At 62.7% G+C, this 18,663-nt stretch carries 18 protein-coding genes; 1 reads left to right on the top strand and 17 read right to left on the bottom strand.

The annotated features are described in order from the left end of the window. Positions 1-625 precede the first annotated feature (625 nt). The gene (locus tag B7K20_RS05700) at positions 626-1,333 is read left to right on the top strand and encodes a glycosyltransferase family 2 protein (protein WP_159449337.1); all 708 of its coding nucleotides are present in this window, start codon (positions 626-628) and stop codon (positions 1,331-1,333) included. A gap of 46 nt (positions 1,334-1,379) precedes the next feature. Here the strand turns inward: B7K20_RS05700 and nusB are convergent, their stop codons facing one another. The 17 genes from nusB to B7K20_RS05615 form a co-directional block, all read right to left on the bottom strand. Next, positions 1,380-1,832: a transcription antitermination factor NusB gene (gene nusB / locus B7K20_RS05695; RefSeq protein WP_084101426.1), complete on the bottom strand. Its 453-nt coding sequence runs from the start codon at positions 1,830-1,832 to the stop codon at positions 1,380-1,382. Then, a complete protein-coding gene (locus B7K20_RS05690) occupies positions 1,829-3,535 on the bottom strand; it encodes a hypothetical protein (RefSeq protein ID WP_084101424.1) in 1,707 nt (568 codons plus the stop codon). Before B7K20_RS05690 ends, nusB begins: the two co-directional genes overlap by 4 nt. A gap of 171 nt (positions 3,536-3,706) precedes the next feature. Beyond that, positions 3,707-4,270, bottom strand: a complete 564-nt coding sequence (gene efp / locus B7K20_RS05685; protein ID WP_084101422.1) for an elongation factor P — start codon at positions 4,268-4,270, stop codon at positions 3,707-3,709. A 98-nt stretch (positions 4,271-4,368) separates the two neighbouring features. Continuing rightward, positions 4,369-4,809 carry a type II 3-dehydroquinate dehydratase gene (locus B7K20_RS05680; protein ID WP_084101419.1) on the bottom strand — a complete coding sequence of 147 codons (441 nt, stop codon included), beginning with the start codon at positions 4,807-4,809 and terminating at the stop codon, positions 4,369-4,371. 5 nt (positions 4,810-4,814) lie between these two features. Beyond that, positions 4,815-5,936, bottom strand: a complete 1,122-nt coding sequence (gene aroB / locus B7K20_RS05675) for a 3-dehydroquinate synthase (RefSeq protein ID WP_084101417.1) — start codon at positions 5,934-5,936, stop codon at positions 4,815-4,817. After that, complete coding sequence (locus tag B7K20_RS05670; protein WP_084101415.1) at positions 5,933-6,454, bottom strand: shikimate kinase; 522 nt, start codon at positions 6,452-6,454, stop codon at positions 5,933-5,935. Before B7K20_RS05670 ends, aroB begins: the two co-directional genes overlap by 4 nt. Further along, the gene (gene aroC, locus B7K20_RS05665) at positions 6,454-7,638 is read right to left on the bottom strand and encodes a chorismate synthase (protein ID WP_084101413.1); all 1,185 of its coding nucleotides are present in this window, start codon (positions 7,636-7,638) and stop codon (positions 6,454-6,456) included. Before aroC ends, B7K20_RS05670 begins: the two co-directional genes overlap by 1 nt. 76 nt (positions 7,639-7,714) lie before the next feature. Further along, positions 7,715-8,566: a hypothetical protein gene (locus tag B7K20_RS05660; RefSeq protein ID WP_084101411.1), complete on the bottom strand. Its 852-nt coding sequence runs from the start codon at positions 8,564-8,566 to the stop codon at positions 7,715-7,717. Beyond that, on the bottom strand, positions 8,566-9,306 hold the full coding sequence (locus B7K20_RS05655) for a hypothetical protein (RefSeq protein ID WP_084101409.1): 741 nt from the start codon (positions 9,304-9,306) through the stop codon (positions 8,566-8,568). Before B7K20_RS05655 ends, B7K20_RS05660 begins: the two co-directional genes overlap by 1 nt. Continuing rightward, complete coding sequence (gene pilM / locus B7K20_RS05650; RefSeq protein ID WP_084101407.1) at positions 9,303-10,358, bottom strand: type IV pilus assembly protein PilM; 1,056 nt, start codon at positions 10,356-10,358, stop codon at positions 9,303-9,305. The genes B7K20_RS05655 and pilM overlap by 4 nt, the downstream gene beginning before the upstream one ends. Before the next feature lie 72 nt (positions 10,359-10,430). Continuing rightward, complete coding sequence (locus B7K20_RS05645; RefSeq protein ID WP_084101405.1) at positions 10,431-11,207, bottom strand: A24 family peptidase; 777 nt, start codon at positions 11,205-11,207, stop codon at positions 10,431-10,433. Continuing rightward, positions 11,208-12,719, bottom strand: coding sequence for a hypothetical protein (locus tag B7K20_RS12860; protein WP_144018554.1), 1,512 nt, complete (start codon positions 12,717-12,719; stop codon positions 11,208-11,210). It lies immediately after the preceding gene. An 86-nt stretch (positions 12,720-12,805) separates the two neighbouring features. Then, the gene (locus B7K20_RS05635) at positions 12,806-13,498 is read right to left on the bottom strand and encodes a PilW family protein (protein ID WP_084101402.1); all 693 of its coding nucleotides are present in this window, start codon (positions 13,496-13,498) and stop codon (positions 12,806-12,808) included. Next, entirely contained in the window at positions 13,488-15,329 is a 1,842-nt protein-coding gene (locus B7K20_RS05630) for a prepilin-type N-terminal cleavage/methylation domain-containing protein (protein ID WP_084101400.1), read from the bottom strand. Before B7K20_RS05630 ends, B7K20_RS05635 begins: the two co-directional genes overlap by 11 nt. 94 nt (positions 15,330-15,423) lie before the next feature. Continuing rightward, entirely contained in the window at positions 15,424-15,864 is a 441-nt protein-coding gene (locus B7K20_RS05625) for a type II secretion system protein (RefSeq protein WP_084101398.1), read from the bottom strand. A gap of 95 nt (positions 15,865-15,959) precedes the next feature. Then, positions 15,960-17,189: a type II secretion system F family protein gene (locus B7K20_RS05620; protein WP_084101396.1), complete on the bottom strand. Its 1,230-nt coding sequence runs from the start codon at positions 17,187-17,189 to the stop codon at positions 15,960-15,962. Positions 17,190-17,191: 2 nt separating this feature from the next. Next, positions 17,192-18,631, bottom strand: a complete 1,440-nt coding sequence (locus B7K20_RS05615; RefSeq protein WP_084101453.1) for a type IV pilus twitching motility protein PilT — start codon at positions 18,629-18,631, stop codon at positions 17,192-17,194. Between the last annotated feature and the right edge of the window lie 32 nt (positions 18,632-18,663).

Here is an 18,663-nt window from a genome sequence, read left to right as displayed (position 1 = left end):
ACGTGAATATGCGAAACGACCGCAGCGCTCGCGCTCCATGCGGTCACCGCGACCGGCGGGCTGCCAAACAGTGCGCGCCTGGGCCAACCACCGCAACGATCCTCCTCGGCCTGCATCCTGAGGCAGCGCACCCCCGCGGCGTTGACCGAACTCGGGTTTCTACTCCAGTCGCCGCCAAAAGTGGACGAAGAACTAGGCACGGGCGCCGAGACAGTCAACTGAGCTCGGCTACTATTCAGCCAGTTCCACGCGGCTGTGGAAGAACGATGGCGGGCAATCCGTCTGATCGGGGGAAGCGTTGAGGGACGCCGCCGTACACGTAGTGATAGTCCATTATGAGAACTCAGTAGACCTAGCCAGTTGCCTGGGTTCGTTGACCAGCGCGCGAATTGCGTCAATCACGGTGATCGACAACGGATCGTCGAGCGCGGAAGCCAACTTCGCCAGACGGGCAACTGAGAACACTCAAGGCGCGGCCTACCTTGGTCTCGAGACAAATGTGGGTTTCGGCGCTGGAGTCAATCGCGCCGTATCAGCGATCGACGCGCCCGACGACGACCTCGTTTGAATTCTTAACCCCGACACCGCATCGGACGACCGTGCAGTTGAAACCATGCTTCGAGCGTTGAACGATTTGGACGCTCGCGACATCGTGAGTCCGACTCTCTATTCGGGCCATGACGAGCGGGTGTGGTTTGGTGGCGGCAAGTTCCATCGACTGGCGGGCTTCACACGCCATTTTCACAGTGCACCGAGGGATCGCTACCGTCAGGTCAACTTCCTTACCGGAGCCGCAATGATGATGCGACTAGGACGGTGGCGCGAGCTTGGCGGATTCCGCGAGCCGCTCTTCTTGTACTGGGAAGACACCGATCTGTGTATCCGTGCGTCTCGAACCGGCAGTCGCCTCTTCGTTGTGCGCGATGCGCGCGTCTGGCACCGAACCGGCGGATCCTCGCGGCGCGGTGAAATCGAAGGGAAGTCTCGCGTTTGGTACTACTTTCTCGCGCGGAACAGGCTCGTGGTGTGCGCGCCGTACGCTCTTAGATCGCCCATGTTCTTCGTGACGGGTCTGTCGGCTTCCCTGGGACTCGCATTCAAGGCTCTGCGTGAGCCTAACGACCGGTTCGCCAAGTTGGCATGGTTGATACGCGGATCGTGGGACGGCCTCCGAGCACAGAACGACGCCCAGCTCAGGACGCTCACCGACTGGCGCGCCGCACAACTGGGCCTGGAGCATCAGACGCGAGCATCATCGTCCGACATGCCGCATCATTCCGCTTCCAGCGTCGTTCGGCATGCCTTCCTCGCAGACCGCGTCGTGTCCGAGTGACACGGCAGCCAGCAACCACGGTCCCATCCCGATAGACGACGTCGAACTAGCTATCGGCCCGGTCGTCAGTGGCCGATAGCGCAGTCGAACCAAGTGCCGGCGCATCCCGAGCAATGCGCCCTAGAACGCCATTCACGAACGTCGGCGACTCGTCGGTCGATAACTCAGCCGCGAGATCGCAGGCCTCATCGATTGCCACGGCGGTCGCGACCTCGTCGTTGCACAGGATCTCCCACGCGCCGATACGGATGAGGTTCCGGTCCACCGCGGGCATGCGTTCGAGGCTCCACGACGTGGAGGCGTCCTCGATGATCGAGTTCAGCTCAAGCCAGCGGTCTACCACTCCGCGCACAATCTGCTGCGCGTACTCGGGCAACGGGTGTTGGTGACCGGGGTGTGCCAGTCGCTCCTCGAGGACGGCGCCCACGTTGATGCCGCGCTGCTCTGCCTCAAAGAGGACGTCGAGTGCGCGCTTGCGTGCCTTGGTACGCGCGCTCACGGTCGTGTGGCCAAGTCGGCGCTGGAGTCGGAAGTCATAGTGGACGAGTCTACCGGCGCATCGGGAAGCTCTCCGATCCCAGCCCACTCGGCCTCCGCACTGAGCCGACCTTCAGCCTGCAGTTGGTCCTGGAGCGGCCCCGGGTACACCCACATCACTTGGAGGCCAGCGTCCGCCTCGGTCAGCACCATGGCGCCGTCCTCCGCGGGTGCTGGGTCCTGGGCGCGCGTGTAGATGACATCGACCTCGCCCAGCGCCTCATCCGAATCAATGATCATGATGGGCCGGTCTCCGTAGGCCATCGCAAGGCTGTTGATCCGCTGGCCAAGCCGCGGGTCAGCACCAATAGCCACCTGATCTGGGAACTGCATCCCCACAGGCTCGCCGTCACCCGCCTCGCGGGGCCCTTGCACGATCCCGATGCCACGGGTGTCACCCGCATAGGTCAGGCCAACCCAGAGGACAGCGAGAGTAGGCAACAGCCAGTATCCGATCCAGGCAAGGACACCGAGTAAAAGCGCCACGACAGCAGGCTCATAACTCAGCCACAGCCAATTCTGGGCCCCGGAGTCCGCGTAGTTAGCGAGGCTCAGCCAGGGCGCAACTCCAGCAATGTGGACCACCTCCCAAAACTGATTGCTCGGAATGTGCGGCACCGTCAGGAACCACATTGCCGTCCCGATCAGCACGGTCGTCCCGACAGCGATGGAAGTCAGAACAACCGAGCGCACGCGGAGCACGACCGCGATGCCAACCGCCGCGAAGATGGTCCAGATGGGGTCTGTGTACCGCCCGTAAAACCATGTGTCGATCCGGTTGTACCCGTCACCTGGACCGATCATCTGGTTGACCGAGAGCATGAACAATACGAAAGCTGCCAGGGCGACGAAGATCATCGCTGGATCGCACCGCGTACGACGAATGACGACCATCGCACCTACGATCCCGACGAGCGGCCAGGCAAGCGTCACGTACCAGAGTTGTCCCGCGACGAGTCCAGATACAGTGTCAATGGCGAAGTGCGAGGCCGAGTCCGCCACAAGAGCAGCGCGTCGATCCGCGCCGAACAGGGACCTCGTGCAGTACAGGTAGATGCCGTATGCGCTCACAGATGCCACCACCGCGACGCTCGCGGCGATGACCGGAATCTTCAAACGTCCACGGCGAAGCTGCGTAAGACACCAGACGCCCGCGGCAAGTGCGATAGCGACACCACGACCATGACTCAAGACCACAGCACCGACCAGCACGCCGAATAGCAGCGCCGCGCGTATGTCCCACCTAGTACTCAATCGCTTTGTGGCCAGAATCAGTACTGTCAGCCAGAGCAACAGGAGCGACTCCGAGAAGAGCCAGTTCGACAGCAATGTCCGGCTCGGCGCCATCATGACGACTGCTGCGATCGTCACGCTCGTACTGGTGGTTGCGCCGAACCAGCGCACCACACGTGACAGAGGCCAGATCGTCACGAGCGCGAACAGGACCGTCAGCCAGATACCCACCTCATAGATCACCTGAGGATCGTGCGTGAGCCACCACACGGGAGCCATGAAAACAGCGAGACCCGGCATGAAGCCCGCACCGACAAGTTGCCATGTGGGGTCTACCTGAGCGAGCACTCGAGAGTTGCCCACCATGACGATCTCGTCAAGCGCGTACGCCGGCGTCTCGACGCCCCAGGCGGTCGCGACGTAGACGCCCACTGCGGTCGCCACCGCAACACTTGCCCACCACCAGTTGAAGTGCCGTGGGACATCCGGCCGTCGTGCAAGGAGAGTGGCCGTTGTCGCACGAAATCCGTTTGTCACGGCGCCAAGAGTGGCAGAACAAAGCCCGCGCACCACTAGGGCACGCGGGCTTTGTATGAAGATGCGTCAGTCGTTCACGCGGCCGAGGTAGTCGCCCGACTCGGTGTTGACCTTGACCTTGGTGCCGGCCTCAAGGAACAGCGGCACCTGGATCTCCTTACCCGTCTCGAGCGTGGCGGGCTTGGTGCCACCGGACGAGCGGTCGCCCTGCAGGCCGGGCTCGGTGTAGGTGACCTCGAGGACCACGGAGGCGGGAAGCTCCAGGAAGATCGGGTTGCCATTGTGCGAGCCGATGGTCGCGTTCTCGTTCTCGAGCAGGTAGTCGGTGGCCGAGCCCATGACTTCGGGCGACACGTTGACCTGGTCGAACGTGTCGGGGTCCATGAACACGTACGAGGTGCCGTCGTTGTAGAGGTATTGCATGGTGCGACGGTCGACGGTCTCGAAGTCGACCTTGGTGCCGGCGTTAAACGTCTTGTCGACGACCTTGCCCGAGAGCACGTTCTTCATCTTGGTGCGGACAAAGGCGCCGCCCTTGCCGGGCTTCACGTGCTGGAACTCGATGACGGACCAGAGGTTGCCGTCGAGGTTGAGCACGGAGCCGTTCTTGATGTCGTTCGAGGTCGCCATGAGTGTTGTCCTTGTGAAGTTTCGTAAAAGAGCCGTCGGAAAGTCTACCTGGCGCGGCCGCTGTACGGGGCGAGGACGGCCGATGCCGTACGGACCTTTCAGGCCCGCGCGCCTATCGCGTCGATCGCCAGCCGGTAGGAGTCGGTCCCCAGTCCCGCGATCACGCCCGTCGCTACGCCGCTGATCACGGACGTGTGCCGGAACTCCTCGCGGGTGTGGGGGTTGGTGAGGTGAATCTCCATGAGCGCCAGCCCGGCTGCGGTGACCAACGCACACGCGTCGCGTAGTGCGTAGCTGTAATGCGTAAAAGCCGCAGGATTGAGCACCACGTGCCAACCGTTGTCGACGGCCTCGTGCATCCAGTGCACCAGCTCGGCCTCGTCGTCGGTCTGACGCACCACGGATTCGAGGCCGACCTCGCTCCCCCACTGCATGCACAGCGCGGCAATCTCGTCGAAGGTGGTCGAGCCGTACTTCTCGGGCTCGCGGGTGCCCAGGCGCCCCAGGTTAGGGCCATTGGCGACGAGGACGGTGCTCATGCCCGTCAGCCTAGCGAGACCACGCCCGTGTGCTCCGCAGGCCGCGACACTGCGTCGTACGCGCCGAGCAGCAGCGTCGGATCGGGTCCCTCGAGGCGGACCGGATGGCCGATGCCCTGGAGTACCACAAAGCGCAGCAGGTCTCCACGGGTCTTCTTGTCACGGCGCATTGCCGTCGACAGGGCGTCCCACTTGTCACCGGCGTACGTGGTCGGCAACCCAAGCGACGACAGGATCGCGCGGTGGCGGTCAACCGAGGCCTCGTCCAGACGCCCTGCAAGGTGAGCAAGTTCGGCCGCGAACACCATGCCTACCGAAACCGCCGCACCGTGACGCCACTGGTATCGCTCGGTGTATTCGATCGCGTGACCAAAGGTATGGCCGTAATTGAGGATCTCCCGCTGGAAGGACTCCTTGAGGTCGGCAGCGACCACGTCGGCCTTGACCTGGACCTTGCGGGCGATGAGCTCCTCGAGCACCGATAGCGCCGAATCGGAAAGGGTCTCTTCGCGCAGCGCTTCCGCATGCTCCTCGACAAGGTCCAAGATCACCGGGTCGGCAATGAAGCCGCCCTTCACGACCTCTGCCAAGCCGGCGACGCGGTCGTTCGCGGGCAGGGTCGCGAGCATGTCGAGGTCGCACCAAACAGCCAGCGGCTCGTGGAACGCACCCACCAGGTTTTTCCCCTCGGTGGTGTTGATCCCAGTCTTGCCGCCCACGGCGGCGTCGACCATCGCCAGCACCGTCGTCGGGATGTGGATCACGCCAACACCGCGCAGCCACGTAGCCGCAACAAAGCCTGCGAGGTCCGTGACCGCTCCCCCACCCAGGCCAACCATGACATCGGACCGGGTGAAGTCCGACTTGCCAAGCACCTGCCACAGGAATGCGGCGACCTCGGCAGTCTTGCCGTTCTCCGCATCTGGAACCTCGGCAAGCACCGGTGTGCGCCCGGTCGCCTCGATGCGGGCGCGGAGGATATCTGCCGTCTGGCGCAGGGGCGCCGAATGTACGACGAGCACACGTGTCGCCGTTTCGGGCAGGGCGTCGACCGCAGTCTGCAGCAATCCGCCGCCGATGGTCACGTCATACGGCTGCGCCGTGGCCACGGTAATGGTGCGCGTCACGCGTCACTCCCCTGCTCGATCACCTGCGCCACCTGCGCCGCGGTGAGGTCGTCGGTCAAAATCGTCTCCGTCGCCAGAGCCTCGTAAATGGGGCGGCGTGCCTCCATGAGCGAGAGCCACTGCTGGCGTGGATTGCCCATGAGTAGTGGACGCGACTTATTGAGGCCCACGCGAGGCGACGCCGCACGGAGCGACACGTCGAGAAACACAACCTTGCTGCCGGCTCGTGCCGCAGCCCGGACCCGCTCTTGGGTCGCCTCGCGAAGGATGGCGCCTCCGCCGAGCGACAGCACCCCCTCGTGCGACGCGAGGGCGTCGGCCACGGCCGTCTCCTCGAGCTCGCGGAATGCGCCCTCGCCGTCGTCGAGGAAGATGTCGGGGATCGACTTCCCCGCACGCGCGGCGATGTCCTCGTCGGTATCCCGCCATGGCACGCCCAAGGATCGGCCCAACGCACGGCCCACCGATGACTTGCCGGACCCGGGAGGGCCGATGAGGACGACGCGGGGGTGCGGCATCAGCGCAGGTGGTCCGGGATCGCGGCGACATAGGACTCGACGTTGCGTCGCACCTCCGCCACCGAGTCGCCACCGAACTTCTCGAGCAGCGAGTCGGCAAGCGTCAGCGCGACCATAGCCTGGGCGACCACGGCAGCGGGAGCTACAGCACACACGTCCGAGCGCTGGTGGATTGCCTTCGCAGCTTCACCCGTCGCAGTGTCGATCGTGTCGAGCGCGCGCGGCACGGTGCTGATGGGCTTCATCGCAGCGGAGACCCGCAGGGGCTCGCCGTTCGTCATACCGCCCTCGACGCCACCCGCACGGTTGGTGCGCCGCGTGACGGTGCGGTCTGTGTACTCGATCTCGTCGTGCGCCTGCGATCCACGGCGGCCGGCCGTACGGAAGCCGTCGCCGACCTCGACACCCTTAATGGCCTGGATGCCCATGAGCGCCGCTGCGAGCCGCGCGTCCAGTCGACGATCCCAGTGCACGTGGCTGCCGATACCCACAGGAAGCCCGTACGCCACGACCTCGACCACGCCACCGAGGGTGTCGCCGTCCTTTTGGCAGGCGTCGATCTCAGCGATCATCGCCTCGGAAGTCTCCGGGTGGAAGCAGCGAATCGGGTCGGCGTCCAACGCCTCGGTCGCGTCCGCCGGTGGAAGCGGGGCGTCGTCGGGCACGCGCACGGGGCCCACCTGGGTGGTGTGCGAGACGAGCTTTACGCCCGCAGCCTGCTCCAAGAACGCCTCGGCGACCGTGCCCAGCGCCACACGTGCGGCAGTCTCACGCGCCGAGGCACGTTCCAGCACGGGGCGTGCATCGTCAAAGCCGTACTTGGTCATGCCGACCAGGTCGGCGTGACCGGGACGCGGGCGCGTCAGCGCTGCAGCACGGGCTCCGGTCAGTTCGGCGGGGTCAACGGGATCAGCGCTCATGACCGTCTCCCACTTGGGCCATTCGGTGTTGCCCACTTGAATAGCCATGGGACCGCCCTGGCTCACGCCGTGGCGGAGCCCGCCCAGGAACGTCACGACGTCCTGCTCGAAGTTCATACGGGCGCCGCGGCCATATCCAAGCCGGCGGCGGGCAAGAGCCGCCTGCACATCGGCGGACGTGACCTGCACCCCTGCGGGAAGGCCCTCGAGGGTGCCGACTAGAGCTGGACCGTGGGATTCGCCTGCGGTGAGCCATCTGAGCATGGGTGTCATTGTGGCAGAAGCAGAGGCGCCCCTCCGCATTCCGCGGAGGGGCGCCTCGTGAACAACGACGCGATAGCTACTCGGCCGCCGCCGTCCCACTCAATGGCGCGAACACGTTGTCGACGGCACTGCCGCTGAATTCTGGCACGGAGCCCTCCTCGTCGCTCGGTACCGTGCGTCCGTCCTCGGTCAGGCTGAAGACCAGGCCGGTGACCTGAACCGACCAGTCGTCCTCGGTGAGCGCAGGCTGCGCATCCGTTCCCTCAGTTTCCCCTGCCCCAGTAACGTTGAGGCTGGAGATCGTGAAGAACCGTTCGTTCTGGGTCGCAAGGGTGTTCAGCACGTCGAGAATCGTCTCGGGCGCACCGTTCAACTGGAATGTCACCTGCATGCCATAGAGGCCCGCGAAGGCGGGTCCCATGGTCTCAGCCGGTGCCGCGTCGCCTTCGGTGGGAGCGGGTGACGCCGTGGCATCGGTCTCCGGCGTAGCCGTCGGCGTTGCCGCGGCGTCACTTTCCTCGGCGCCTTGCTCCGTTGCCTCAGTCTCCGCAGGAAGTGCGGATTCCGCATTGGGCACGATCGCGACGGGACGTCCGTAGGTGATACCCGTCACAGGCAACTCGGCGTCCTCGAGCGTCGTTACCAACAGGCGAATAGTGTCGGGCTCCTCGGGCATCGGAGGGAGGTCCATCGAGATCTTCGCGATCTCCTCGCGCCACAGGGGCGCCTCTTCCTCCAACGCTTGCATGCGTGCGATTTGCAATTCGAGAAGGTCGTTCTGATCGCGTGCGATGTCCGTGTTCTCGCTCGCCACCGTGGCTGCATCCAATTCCGGCGAGATCAGCAGGAACCATCCAAGAATGCCGAGAATCGCCGCCACCAGTCCGGCACCGAGGTACCACAGGCCGTTGCTTTGCTGGCTGTTCATCAGTTCGCCTCCTCGGAGGTCGCGGCTTCGGCGTCATCGGGATCTTCATAGAACGCCATGATCTCCGGCGGCACCTCGGTCTGCGTGGTCGCGATGCGACCCGAGAGCGCGTTGATGGTGACAGTGGTCGACCCGGAGTATGACCAGGACACCGACCCGTCAGCTTCCACAATCTGCTGCGCGTCGATCCACGTGTCTGCGTAGCCGGGTAGCGCATCGACGGCCTCGATGTAGTCGGCCATGATGATGGGCTCCGCGGACGTTCCAGCAAACGTCACCGTGCCCACACCGAGGTTGGTGAACACCGTGGGCGCCGTGATGGAACCACTCGAGGGGGAGGACTGAGTCACTTGGATGGTGTCCCAAGCCACGTCATCGGGCAGAGCCCCGGTCAAGGCCGTCAACTGGCTGGCCCATTCAATGTCCGTGGCACCCACGTAGGCACGTGCCGCGACAGAGTTGTCGTAGACGTCCGCGAGGACGTTGAGGTAGCTGTAGCTCGCCAGCTCGGCCTGGAGTTCCGTGGTTCGCACCTGCTCGGCCCCAAGCTCGTCCTCCGCGGCCACGCGCAGCGACCTGGCGAAGAACCACGCAGCGGCGATCAGCACCACAAATAGAATCAGCGCGATGAGCAGCTTCACGCGCGTGCGCGCGGCCGATCGCTTGGCCTCGACTTCTGGTGGGAGCAGGTTGACCTGCGGGACGTGGGGTGCGCCAATCGCGGCGGGGACCGGGTTCATGACATCTCTCCGAACGCGAGACCCACGGCCATGGCGCCGCGCACCTCATTGCCTTGCATGGCCTCACTCTTGAGCTTCTTCGACGGGGTGACCCGTCCGAAGGCGTTGCCAAAACTCACAGGCACACGGCTTGCGCTGGCGAGGAACTGCCCCAGGCCCGACATTAGCGAGCCGCCGCCGGTGATCACGACGTGCTCGAGCGGCGCACCCGGGTTGTTGGACGCATAAAACACAAAGGTGTTGCGAATCGATTCCACGAGCGACCGCGCCGCGGTGACCAGGGCCTCGCTACCCACCTGGGTCTCCGGGGATCCGGACTGTCCCAGGCCCACCGCCATCTTGAACTGCTCGGCGTCCTGGTGCCCCATCTGTAGAGCAGTTGCCACGGCATCGGTCATGTCCTGGCCGCCTGAAGGCAGGATGCGCACCATGCGCGGAACGCCATGTTGGGCGACCACGACCGTAGTGACGCGCGCACCAATGTCCACGAACGCGGCAATCTTCCCGGCGGTCTCCGACGTCAGTTGGCTGCGCAAGAGCGAGAACGCACCCAGATCAACAACCTTGGGGCGAAGCCCGGCGTTCTCGACGGCCAGAACATTCTGCGCCACCACAGACTTGGGGGCGGCCACCATGACGCCCCGCAGGAGTGACCCGCTCTCCCCCGCATGCTCTGCGGTCGGAAAGAAGTCGAGCATCGCCTCCGAGGGCGACATCGGCAGCAGCTCCTGAACCTGGAACGGCAACGACGTCTTGAGCTGCGCCATAGGCATGGCCGGAAGGTCTAGTTCGCGCACCACAACGTTGGGCGCACCCACACCGAGGATGGCTTCCTTGGTCGAGCAGCCCGTCTGGTGGAGCAACTGCTTGAGGGCCGCTGCAACGGTTGAGACCTCGATCACCTCACCTGCCTGCACCGCACCAGGCGGGAGCGGCGCGGCACCGAACGCGGTCAAGGTGCCGTCAGCACCGGCGCCCTTCCCGGAGAACTCCACCTCCGCCACGCGCACGTGGGTGGCGCCGATGTCGACGCCAAGATGTTTCACTGCCACAGCCAATCCTCCCCAGCTCGTCTTCGTCTCTATCGGCGCGACTGCGACCGACCTAAAACCCGCAAATGACCGCTACCAGGACGCCACCCAGCCCACATAGGTCTCAGCAATGAGGTCACCCACGATGACCCCCAACCAAAATGCAACAATCATCCACGGACCGAACGGCATCTTCACGCCTGACACCCTGCGTGCTCGCCACACAACAACCACAGCGCCGGCAGCGCCAAGCACAGGGCCGGCAATTCCCGTAACGGCCAGCTCGGCCCAACCCAAGTATGCGGAGACAAAACCCAACACCACGGCGAGCCGCACGTCCCCGAATCCAAGCCCATTCGGCTTCGCAAACCACAGGACGAAGTACGCGCCGCCAAGGATCATGGCGCCCAGCACCGCGCGGCCATACGGCAGCCACACCTGGGCAACAGTGGCGTCAACCGCGAGGCCGAACATGGCTGTGCCGAGCGCTGACCATACAAGCGGTGTTGGCAGACGCATAGTCTCAAAGTCGATTGCGACGAGTGCGACCGTGAAAACCGCAAGCACCGCCAACACCACCGTCAAGATGCTCAGACCGTAGACCCATGTCACCGCGCCGACCAAGCCCGCGACGATGAGTTCCGTGACGGGGTACCGGACCGAGATCCGAGCCCTGCAGTTACGGCACCTGCCTCGCAGCGCCAGCCAAGAAAGCACGGGGATATTGTCGAACCAGGCGATGGCGTACCTGCAGGAGGGACAACGACTCGATCCTGCGATCCACTGCTCTCCGATAGGGATGCGGGCAATCAATACATTGGTAAACGACCCAAGAAGTAGGCCCGCCAAGACAGCCAAGGAGGTCAGCATCTAGCCCTGTTGCTGCTCTCGCTTGCTAATGACTTCCACGTTGAAGCCCGAGGAGGTCACGTCGAGCCCCGTGGACCCTAGGTCGACACCCGGCACCCCGATTGGCACGTGCTCTATGTCGAGGTTGTTCGAGATGTTCAAGGACTTGCCATAAATCTGGCCTCGGTTGGCAGAGTTGTTTGAGATACTTACCGAATTAGCGCCATAAAAGAAGGCAGCCAACGGCGGAGCCATGGTGAAATGTGTGTTTGTAGCAAGATTCCCAGTCGCACCCACAGGAACGATGAGCCAAACATTGTGCTGTTCGCCATCGTCCGAGATAAAATTGACCTGGTTATTAAAGCTGAACGAGTTCGCAAAGATCGCAGTGTCCGCCTTGACCCGGATATCAACACCACTATCAATCTTGAAGTCACATGAGGTGAGGTCGTACACCGTTGGCGTCGCGGTGAGGGTGATGGGGTTTTTCGCGTAGGTGCCTGACATATAGCAAGGCTGCGCGGTGTAGTTAGCTATCTGCTTGTCACTGATGTCCCATGTAGCCTGAACATCCTGGGCCCAGCTACTGGCGCCATCTTTAGACTTAATCGTAAATCCTTCTGCGGTCCAGTCTGACGGCACCAACGTGATCTCGGGGAACCCGCGCTGCGCGAACTCGACGAAAGAAGTACATGGCACGTAGGTTCGACCCATCATGATGTCGTTGACGTGGCCCTCGGCACAAATGGTTCCCGCTACGTCAGTGTCGCGGAAAGCCCAACCGGTGAGGAGTCCCCCGACACTGAGACTGCCTCCAAAGGAAGTAGCTTTGTCGGTCGATAGGTTGCCACTTCGAACGGTCGTGTCACCACCAACTAGGTCCGAGTTCTTAGCCGCTCTGGTCGACACCACATAGTCGCGAGCCCACAAATCGCCCCAGACCTCGCAGTTGTTTGTCAGATTGGCGCCTCCAGCGACAACCACAACATCACCCTCAACTGTGAAGTTGCTATTGCAGTTAAAGTTTCCACTGTCGATCCAAATTCCGGCAGGGTTATCTGGATCAGACGAGAAGACGCGGCCATTGTTAGTACCCTGCGTCGTACTCGCGGCGAACAATGTCGTCCCGGTTGAGAGGCCCTGGCGAGGCGTAAGCTCAACCGTCGCCTCGATGGTGCGCACGGGGTCAATGCCTGGGACCTCCGCAAGCGGTGTCGACTTAGCGGAAACGACTGCGTACCGGGCATCTCCTTCGACGAGACCGGCGCTACAAGTAGTCAACGGATCGTTGTTTTCGTCGAAGTACAACACGGACACCTCAACCAATGTCGCAGTAGTTCCCGCACCTATCTCGGTGTCGGTCCATGCACATGGAAGGTTGCGCGTCATGTCGTACAAAGCGGCATCAAGGACGCCCTCCGCGGTGTGAATCTCCGTAGTCCGAACTCGATCACGAGCAGTGTCGCGCGTCACTACGATGGTTTGGGTGACTACAAGCGTGGCTAGTATCACGCCGATGAGGGCTACGCCCACTGCCGCCACTATGGCGACGCCTCGGTCGTCATCTGTGTGCAAAAGCTTTGGCATCGCTCAACCCGTCCCCTCGACGTTCGAAGCCATCATGGTGCTGGTACCGGCGAACAACTCTCGTCCGTGTAGTTACCGAATACGGTGTTGCGCCCGGTAACCATCGTAGTCACCGAAGTTGGCTTGGAACTTTCTGATTGTTCAGCACTCTTGAGCCGCAACGTCACTCTGACAAACTGTGCTTCCGTGTCTCCGCCGACAGAGTCATCGACCCAGAACGGGGGCCACGTACCAGCGTCTTCAGGATCAATGTCGCTGCTGTCTTCAGGCGCGACATCGACCAGAACTAGATCGCGCGCTACGACACCCCAGTCAGACACCTGTTCTACCACGGGATACGCAGGGTCCCAAGTCCGGAATTCTAGGTTTCCACGGCCCGACCCCGCACTGTCAACCACGCGCCATTGCGCACATGTCGGATTGCCATTGAGCTCGGTTAAGATCCGCATGGAATAGAACTTGCTAGCCCCCGAATCAGCGACGTTCTCGGCTTCCGGGTTACGGATAACTGCCCCGGACCTCACTTGAAGTTCAATCTGAGAGAGTCCAAGCCGCGCCTGTTGGATCGAGTCAGAGCGCGCCACGGATTCTTTGGTAAGACCCATCATCTGAATCAGTACCGCAAATACGATTGCCATGATGACACTGAATACCGCCATGGTCACGACGAGTTCGACGAGTGTGAACCCGTGTTCCTCTTTTCTGAGGCGGAAGCTATTCAGCATCGATGTCACCCGCTTGGCTGAACGCGGCCCGAGCGCTGGAACCGACCACGTCCATACTCACGGAGATATTGTGGACGTCGCCGGCGAGATCCACTCGATACTGGGTGTTGATGCTGACAGTGCCCGCGTCGGACGACTTAGTGCATCCGCTGTCCGGGCAAGTCCCGCTGGGAAGTGCCCAACTGACCGGCGTAGTCGACACGGTAGCCACCGCGGTCACAGTGGTCGTCCCGTCAGACCACTCCACCTCGTCTGACACGAGCGGTGAGCTGGTACCTCCAAGACCGATGTCGACTGTGGTGTAGTCCGTGCCATTCCACAGTTGCACGGCGCCACAGCGTGCAGTCACCGGACTAGAAGTCGACTGATTGGGTCCAAGTTCCAGCGTAACCGAATCGCTGTAGTGGCCGGCTAGGCACGATCCACCGTCTAGCACTGCGAGGCCAAGTGGAGCTTCCCCGGTCCAGTCACCGGTCACCATGCGTCCAATAGCGACGGGCGAGAGCGTCTGCTCCGCACCCGCAGCGACACATCCGGTGCCAGTCAAGACGGAGCATCCAACCGCGGAGGTACCACCAACGTCAGAGAACCGCGCGGTCCAGGCCCGATCCGTATTGGCGTTGCCCGACGTGGTCTGCGCAACGGCTTCGATACGTAGGCCGCTCACAACGAGTTCCATGAAGGCTGCGCCGGTGTCGGAACTGCTATGTGCTATCGACGACAATCCGCAGGTCTCGCCAGGCGCGACGCCTGGAAAGCACGCCTGCTCCATCGATGCGCCAATAGTTCCCACTCGCGCACGATCAGACCGCGTTAGCACGTCGATGCCCGAGAGACTTCCACCGACGGAAACGGTTTGTTCCGCAGAGATGGATTGCGATCGTGCTGTGGAACCTACATGCAACGGCCAGCGGTCCTGCTCGGCGAGATCGCTCGATGCGCGCACGGATTCCAGCGCGAATCCCTCAAGAATCCTGTCACTCTCGGGATTCTCAAAACCTCGAATAGAGCCGCCAAATGCAACTGATGCGTCGGCGAGATCAACCTGCTGACTCTGCAACTTCGATGTGGCAGAGGCCGTATTCATGCCAACTTCAAAGAAGCCAGCGTCGGCAGGAACTCCAAGAGCCTGGGCTGATCTCGGCTCCGCGTCGTCAGTCGCGCTAACACCTACATTAATCTTCCCACTCGACGCGCTGCCCTCTAAGTACGGCTCGCACGAGGTGGCAAACGGGTTCGTCGCATTGTCACCGCACCCGGAGGGGTAGATAGTCGACTCCATCATCGTCTTGCGCCGCTCGCTGCTTCGCCCGTCCCACTCGACGATGACCACCGCGCCGAGGGTGCCGGTCTCCTGCGTCACGCCTTGGGTCAGCAGATAGGTCCGGACTTCGAAGACCACACCGGTGCCGGATGGATCTGGCTTGACCTGCATGTTCGAACCATTCGTGTCAAACAGTGGCAACCACTGACCCGTTTGTATGCCCGGGCCAGCTACGAGAAGTGTCGGATCGCTTCTGGACGGATCATCGAGTTTGAGTTTGCCGTCCTCGACGTTGTCGTCACCGCCCGATTGCACGAGAAAGTCCGGATGGAGTCCCTGGCTCAGTACCGACCACGGGATTGCGCGCAATTGCTCCAAAGACTCATTCGCCAGCGCTGACGCCTGTTCGAGCTTTCGCGCCTCAGTGACCGATACCGCAGCCGACAGTTGCACGCCGATTAACGAAACGAGCACCACCGTCAAGATCAGCATCGCAACGATCATCTCAACGAGCGTGAATCCGCCTTCACGTTCGCTCAGATAGACGCTACGACACTTCGAGTTCATCGATCGCTCCTTCGAACCAATGGGACGACACCTCTCGGTGTGGGGCGGTGAATGCCGCTGGCACCGCCCCACACCAAGGTGGTTCAACTAGGCATTAGTAGGTGGTGCAGTCACCCTCGGCAAGTCCACCGGAAGAGGAGTACTGGTAACCGGTCACAGCGACGTCACCCTCAGGATTCTTGGTTCCAACACACCACTTCGATGCGTTGCCTACGGGCGCAATCAACGTAACGTTGTCGGACACGTTGCCGATGGTCTTGTCCGACGCACCGTTCTCGAGGTAGTACATGCCACCCGTAACGTTGATGGTCGGGACGGCACCAGTGTTGTCGACATAGTAGGTGGCAAGTTCCTTACCCAGCGTCGACACGTCTGCCTTGGCGGCCGAGTCCTGAGCCTTCTCGCGCTGCGTGAGGAACAGCGGGATGGCGATAGCGGCGAGAATGCCGATGATGATCATGACCACGAGGAGTTCGATCAGGGTGAAGCCCTGGTCCTTGTCCTCGCGCAGACGGTTCTGCACTCGAGCAATCATGTGCTCTCTCCTTGAGTTTGTGTTCGTATTTATGGTCTAGAGCCCTCGCGGGCTCCTTTGCCGTCCTGGTCCCCCAGCTCGACAAAGTCTGTGTGCTATTGGACGAGTTCGAAGATTGAAAAGATAGGCATGTAGAGGCCGATCACCATGAAGCCGACGATGCCGCCCAATACGCCGATCATGATGGGCTCGATGAGCGAAGTGAGTTGCTCCGTGGTGGCCTCGACTTCGTCGTCGTAGAAGTCGGCGATCTTGTCGAGCATGGTGTCGAGCGCACCGGTGTCCTCACCGACGGCCATCATCTGTACCACCATGGGCGGGAACACCGCGTGCTGCGCGAGCGGTTTCGCCAGCGAGTTGCCGGTACGGACAGATTCACGCACGTCGTTGGTGGCGTGCTCGATGACGATGTTGCCCGAGGTCTTGCCGACGATGTCGAGGGCCTGCAGGATCGGCACTCCTGCGCGCACCATTGAACCGAGGTTACGGGTGAAGCGGGTGATGGCGATCTTCTGCGCGAGCGGGCCGAACACTGGCGCCTTCAGATACAGCGGCTCCACCTTGTTGCGGAACGATTCCTTGTTCTTGTTCTTGTTCCACAGGTACGTCAGCACGAACAGACCAATGATGATTGGAATGATCAGGATCTTCAGCAGGTCCGACATCGTCACGAGGATCTGCGTCAGCCACGGAAGCTCGCCCCCAAGGCCCGTAAACATGTCCTCGAACACCGGCACGATAAACAGCAACATGCCCACCACGGCCAGGATCGCGATGATGAACACCACGACCGGATACGTCATCGCGGACTTCACCTTGTTGCGGAGCTTGACGTCGGCCTCGAAGTTCACGGCGACGGACTCGAGGACGGTGTCGAGGAAACCGCCTACCTCACCGGCACGCACCATGTTGACCATGAGCGGGGGGAAGGTCTCGTGCTTGCTCAGCGCTGTGGAGAAGGAAACTCCGGACTCGACATCGCTGCGCACCTCCTGGATCACCCGCGACAGTGCAGGGTTCTCCGTCTGCTCCGCGAGGATCGTCAACGCCCGCAACAGCGATAGGCCCGAGGAGATCATCGTCGCCAACTGGCGCGACATAATCGCGATGTCCTTGAGCTTGATTCGATCGCTCAGGCCAGGGATCTTGATCTCGGCGTTGAGGCCACCCGTCTTCGCTTCACTGATGGACACCGGCGCCAGGCCCATGTCCTTCAGGCGCGTCGCGACGGCAGACTCGGAGGGCGCCTCGATGGAGCCCTTCTGGATCTTGCCGTGGCTGTCGCGGACGGCGTAGTCGAACTTCTTGACGTCGGTGGCGGCCATGGCTACATCTGCCCCTGCATCTGGCCGGGCATCTGACGGCCACACAGGCGGTTGAAGTCCTCGTAGTGGTGGCACGCCTCCGCGCCGGCTTCGTACGAAATACGTCCCGACTTCACCAGCTCAGCGAGGTGCTGGTCCATGGTGTGCATACCCTGGCGCGAGCCCGCCTGCAGCATCGAGTAGATCTGGTGCGTCTTGCCCTCACGGATGAGGTTGCGGATGGCCGGCGTCGCAACCATGACCTCGGTGGCGACCGCACGGCCGGGGCCGTCGTTGCGCTTGATGAGGTTCTGACACACCACACCCTGCAGCGCGGAACCGAGCTGCGTCTGCACCTGCGCCTGCTGCTCGGGCGGGAACACGTCGATGATGCGCGAGATGGTCTGCGCCGTGTCCTGTGTGTGCAGGGTTCCGAACACCAGGTGGCCCGTCTCGGCCGCCGTGAGCGCCACCTGGATGGTCTCCAGGTCACGCATCTCACCGATGAGGATGACATCCGGGTCCTGACGCAGCACGTGCTTGAGCGCGTTGGCAAACGACTTGGTGTCCGTGCCGACCTCGCGCTGGTTGATCAGCGAGGTCTTGTGGCGGTGGAGGAACTCGATGGGGTCCTCGACCGTCATGATGTGGTCCGCACGGTTGCGATTGATGAGGTCGATGAGCGAGGCGAGCGTGGTCGACTTGCCCGAACCCGTGGGGCCGGTGACGAGCACCAGACCGCGCGGCATGCCGGCAAAGTGGCCCACGGTCGCAGGAACGCCGAGCGCCTCGAGCGGCTTGATCTCGTAAGGAATGACACGGAACGCGGCGCCGATGGCGTTGCGCTGCTTGTAGATGTTGACGCGGAAGCGTGCCTCGCCGATGAGCGAGTACGACATGTCGAGCTCGAGGTGCTCCTCAAACGTCTCGCGCTGCTTCTGAGTGATCACGCTGTAAATCGACCGCTGGATGCTGTCCGGCGTGAGCTTCTCGAAGCCCTCGACCGCGACCAGTCCCCCATCGACGCGAATCATCGGCGGCGAACCCGCGCTGATGTGGAGGTCGGAGGCACCAGCGGCGAGCATGGCGCGGAGTGCGCCGGCGAGGTCGAAGCCCGCCTCGTTGTCCCCGCCCATTCCAAGGCGGCGCGGGGAGGCTGCGGCAGCTGCGGTGCCGGCCGAGGCCGCGGTGGCCTGAGTTGCGGGGGCCTGCGCAGCGGGCCGCTGAGCCTGCACCTGCGGCGCCGCACCAGTCGAAGGACGCTGCGGCACCTGGCCCGACACGGGCGACGGCGCCGACTGCGGGGCGAACGAGGGTGCGGACCCGGCCTTGGGCGCCTGGCGCGCAGCAAACTGCACCCCAGCGGCAGCGGCCTCTTCAGCGAAGGCACGCTGCGCAGGTGATGCATCTGGCCTGGGCTCTGGCAAAAACGCAGAGTTTCCAGGCACGAAGTCCTCAGCCATCATTTCCCCTCATCAGCCGCTCAGCACGGCTG

The sequence above is a fragment of the Demequina sp. NBRC 110051 genome, from assembly GCF_002090055.1.
Taxonomy (GTDB): Bacteria; Actinomycetota; Actinomycetes; order Actinomycetales; family Demequinaceae; genus Demequina.
Note: the sequence above shows the minus strand (reverse complement) of the source record. Positions and strands in the feature narration are given on the sequence as shown.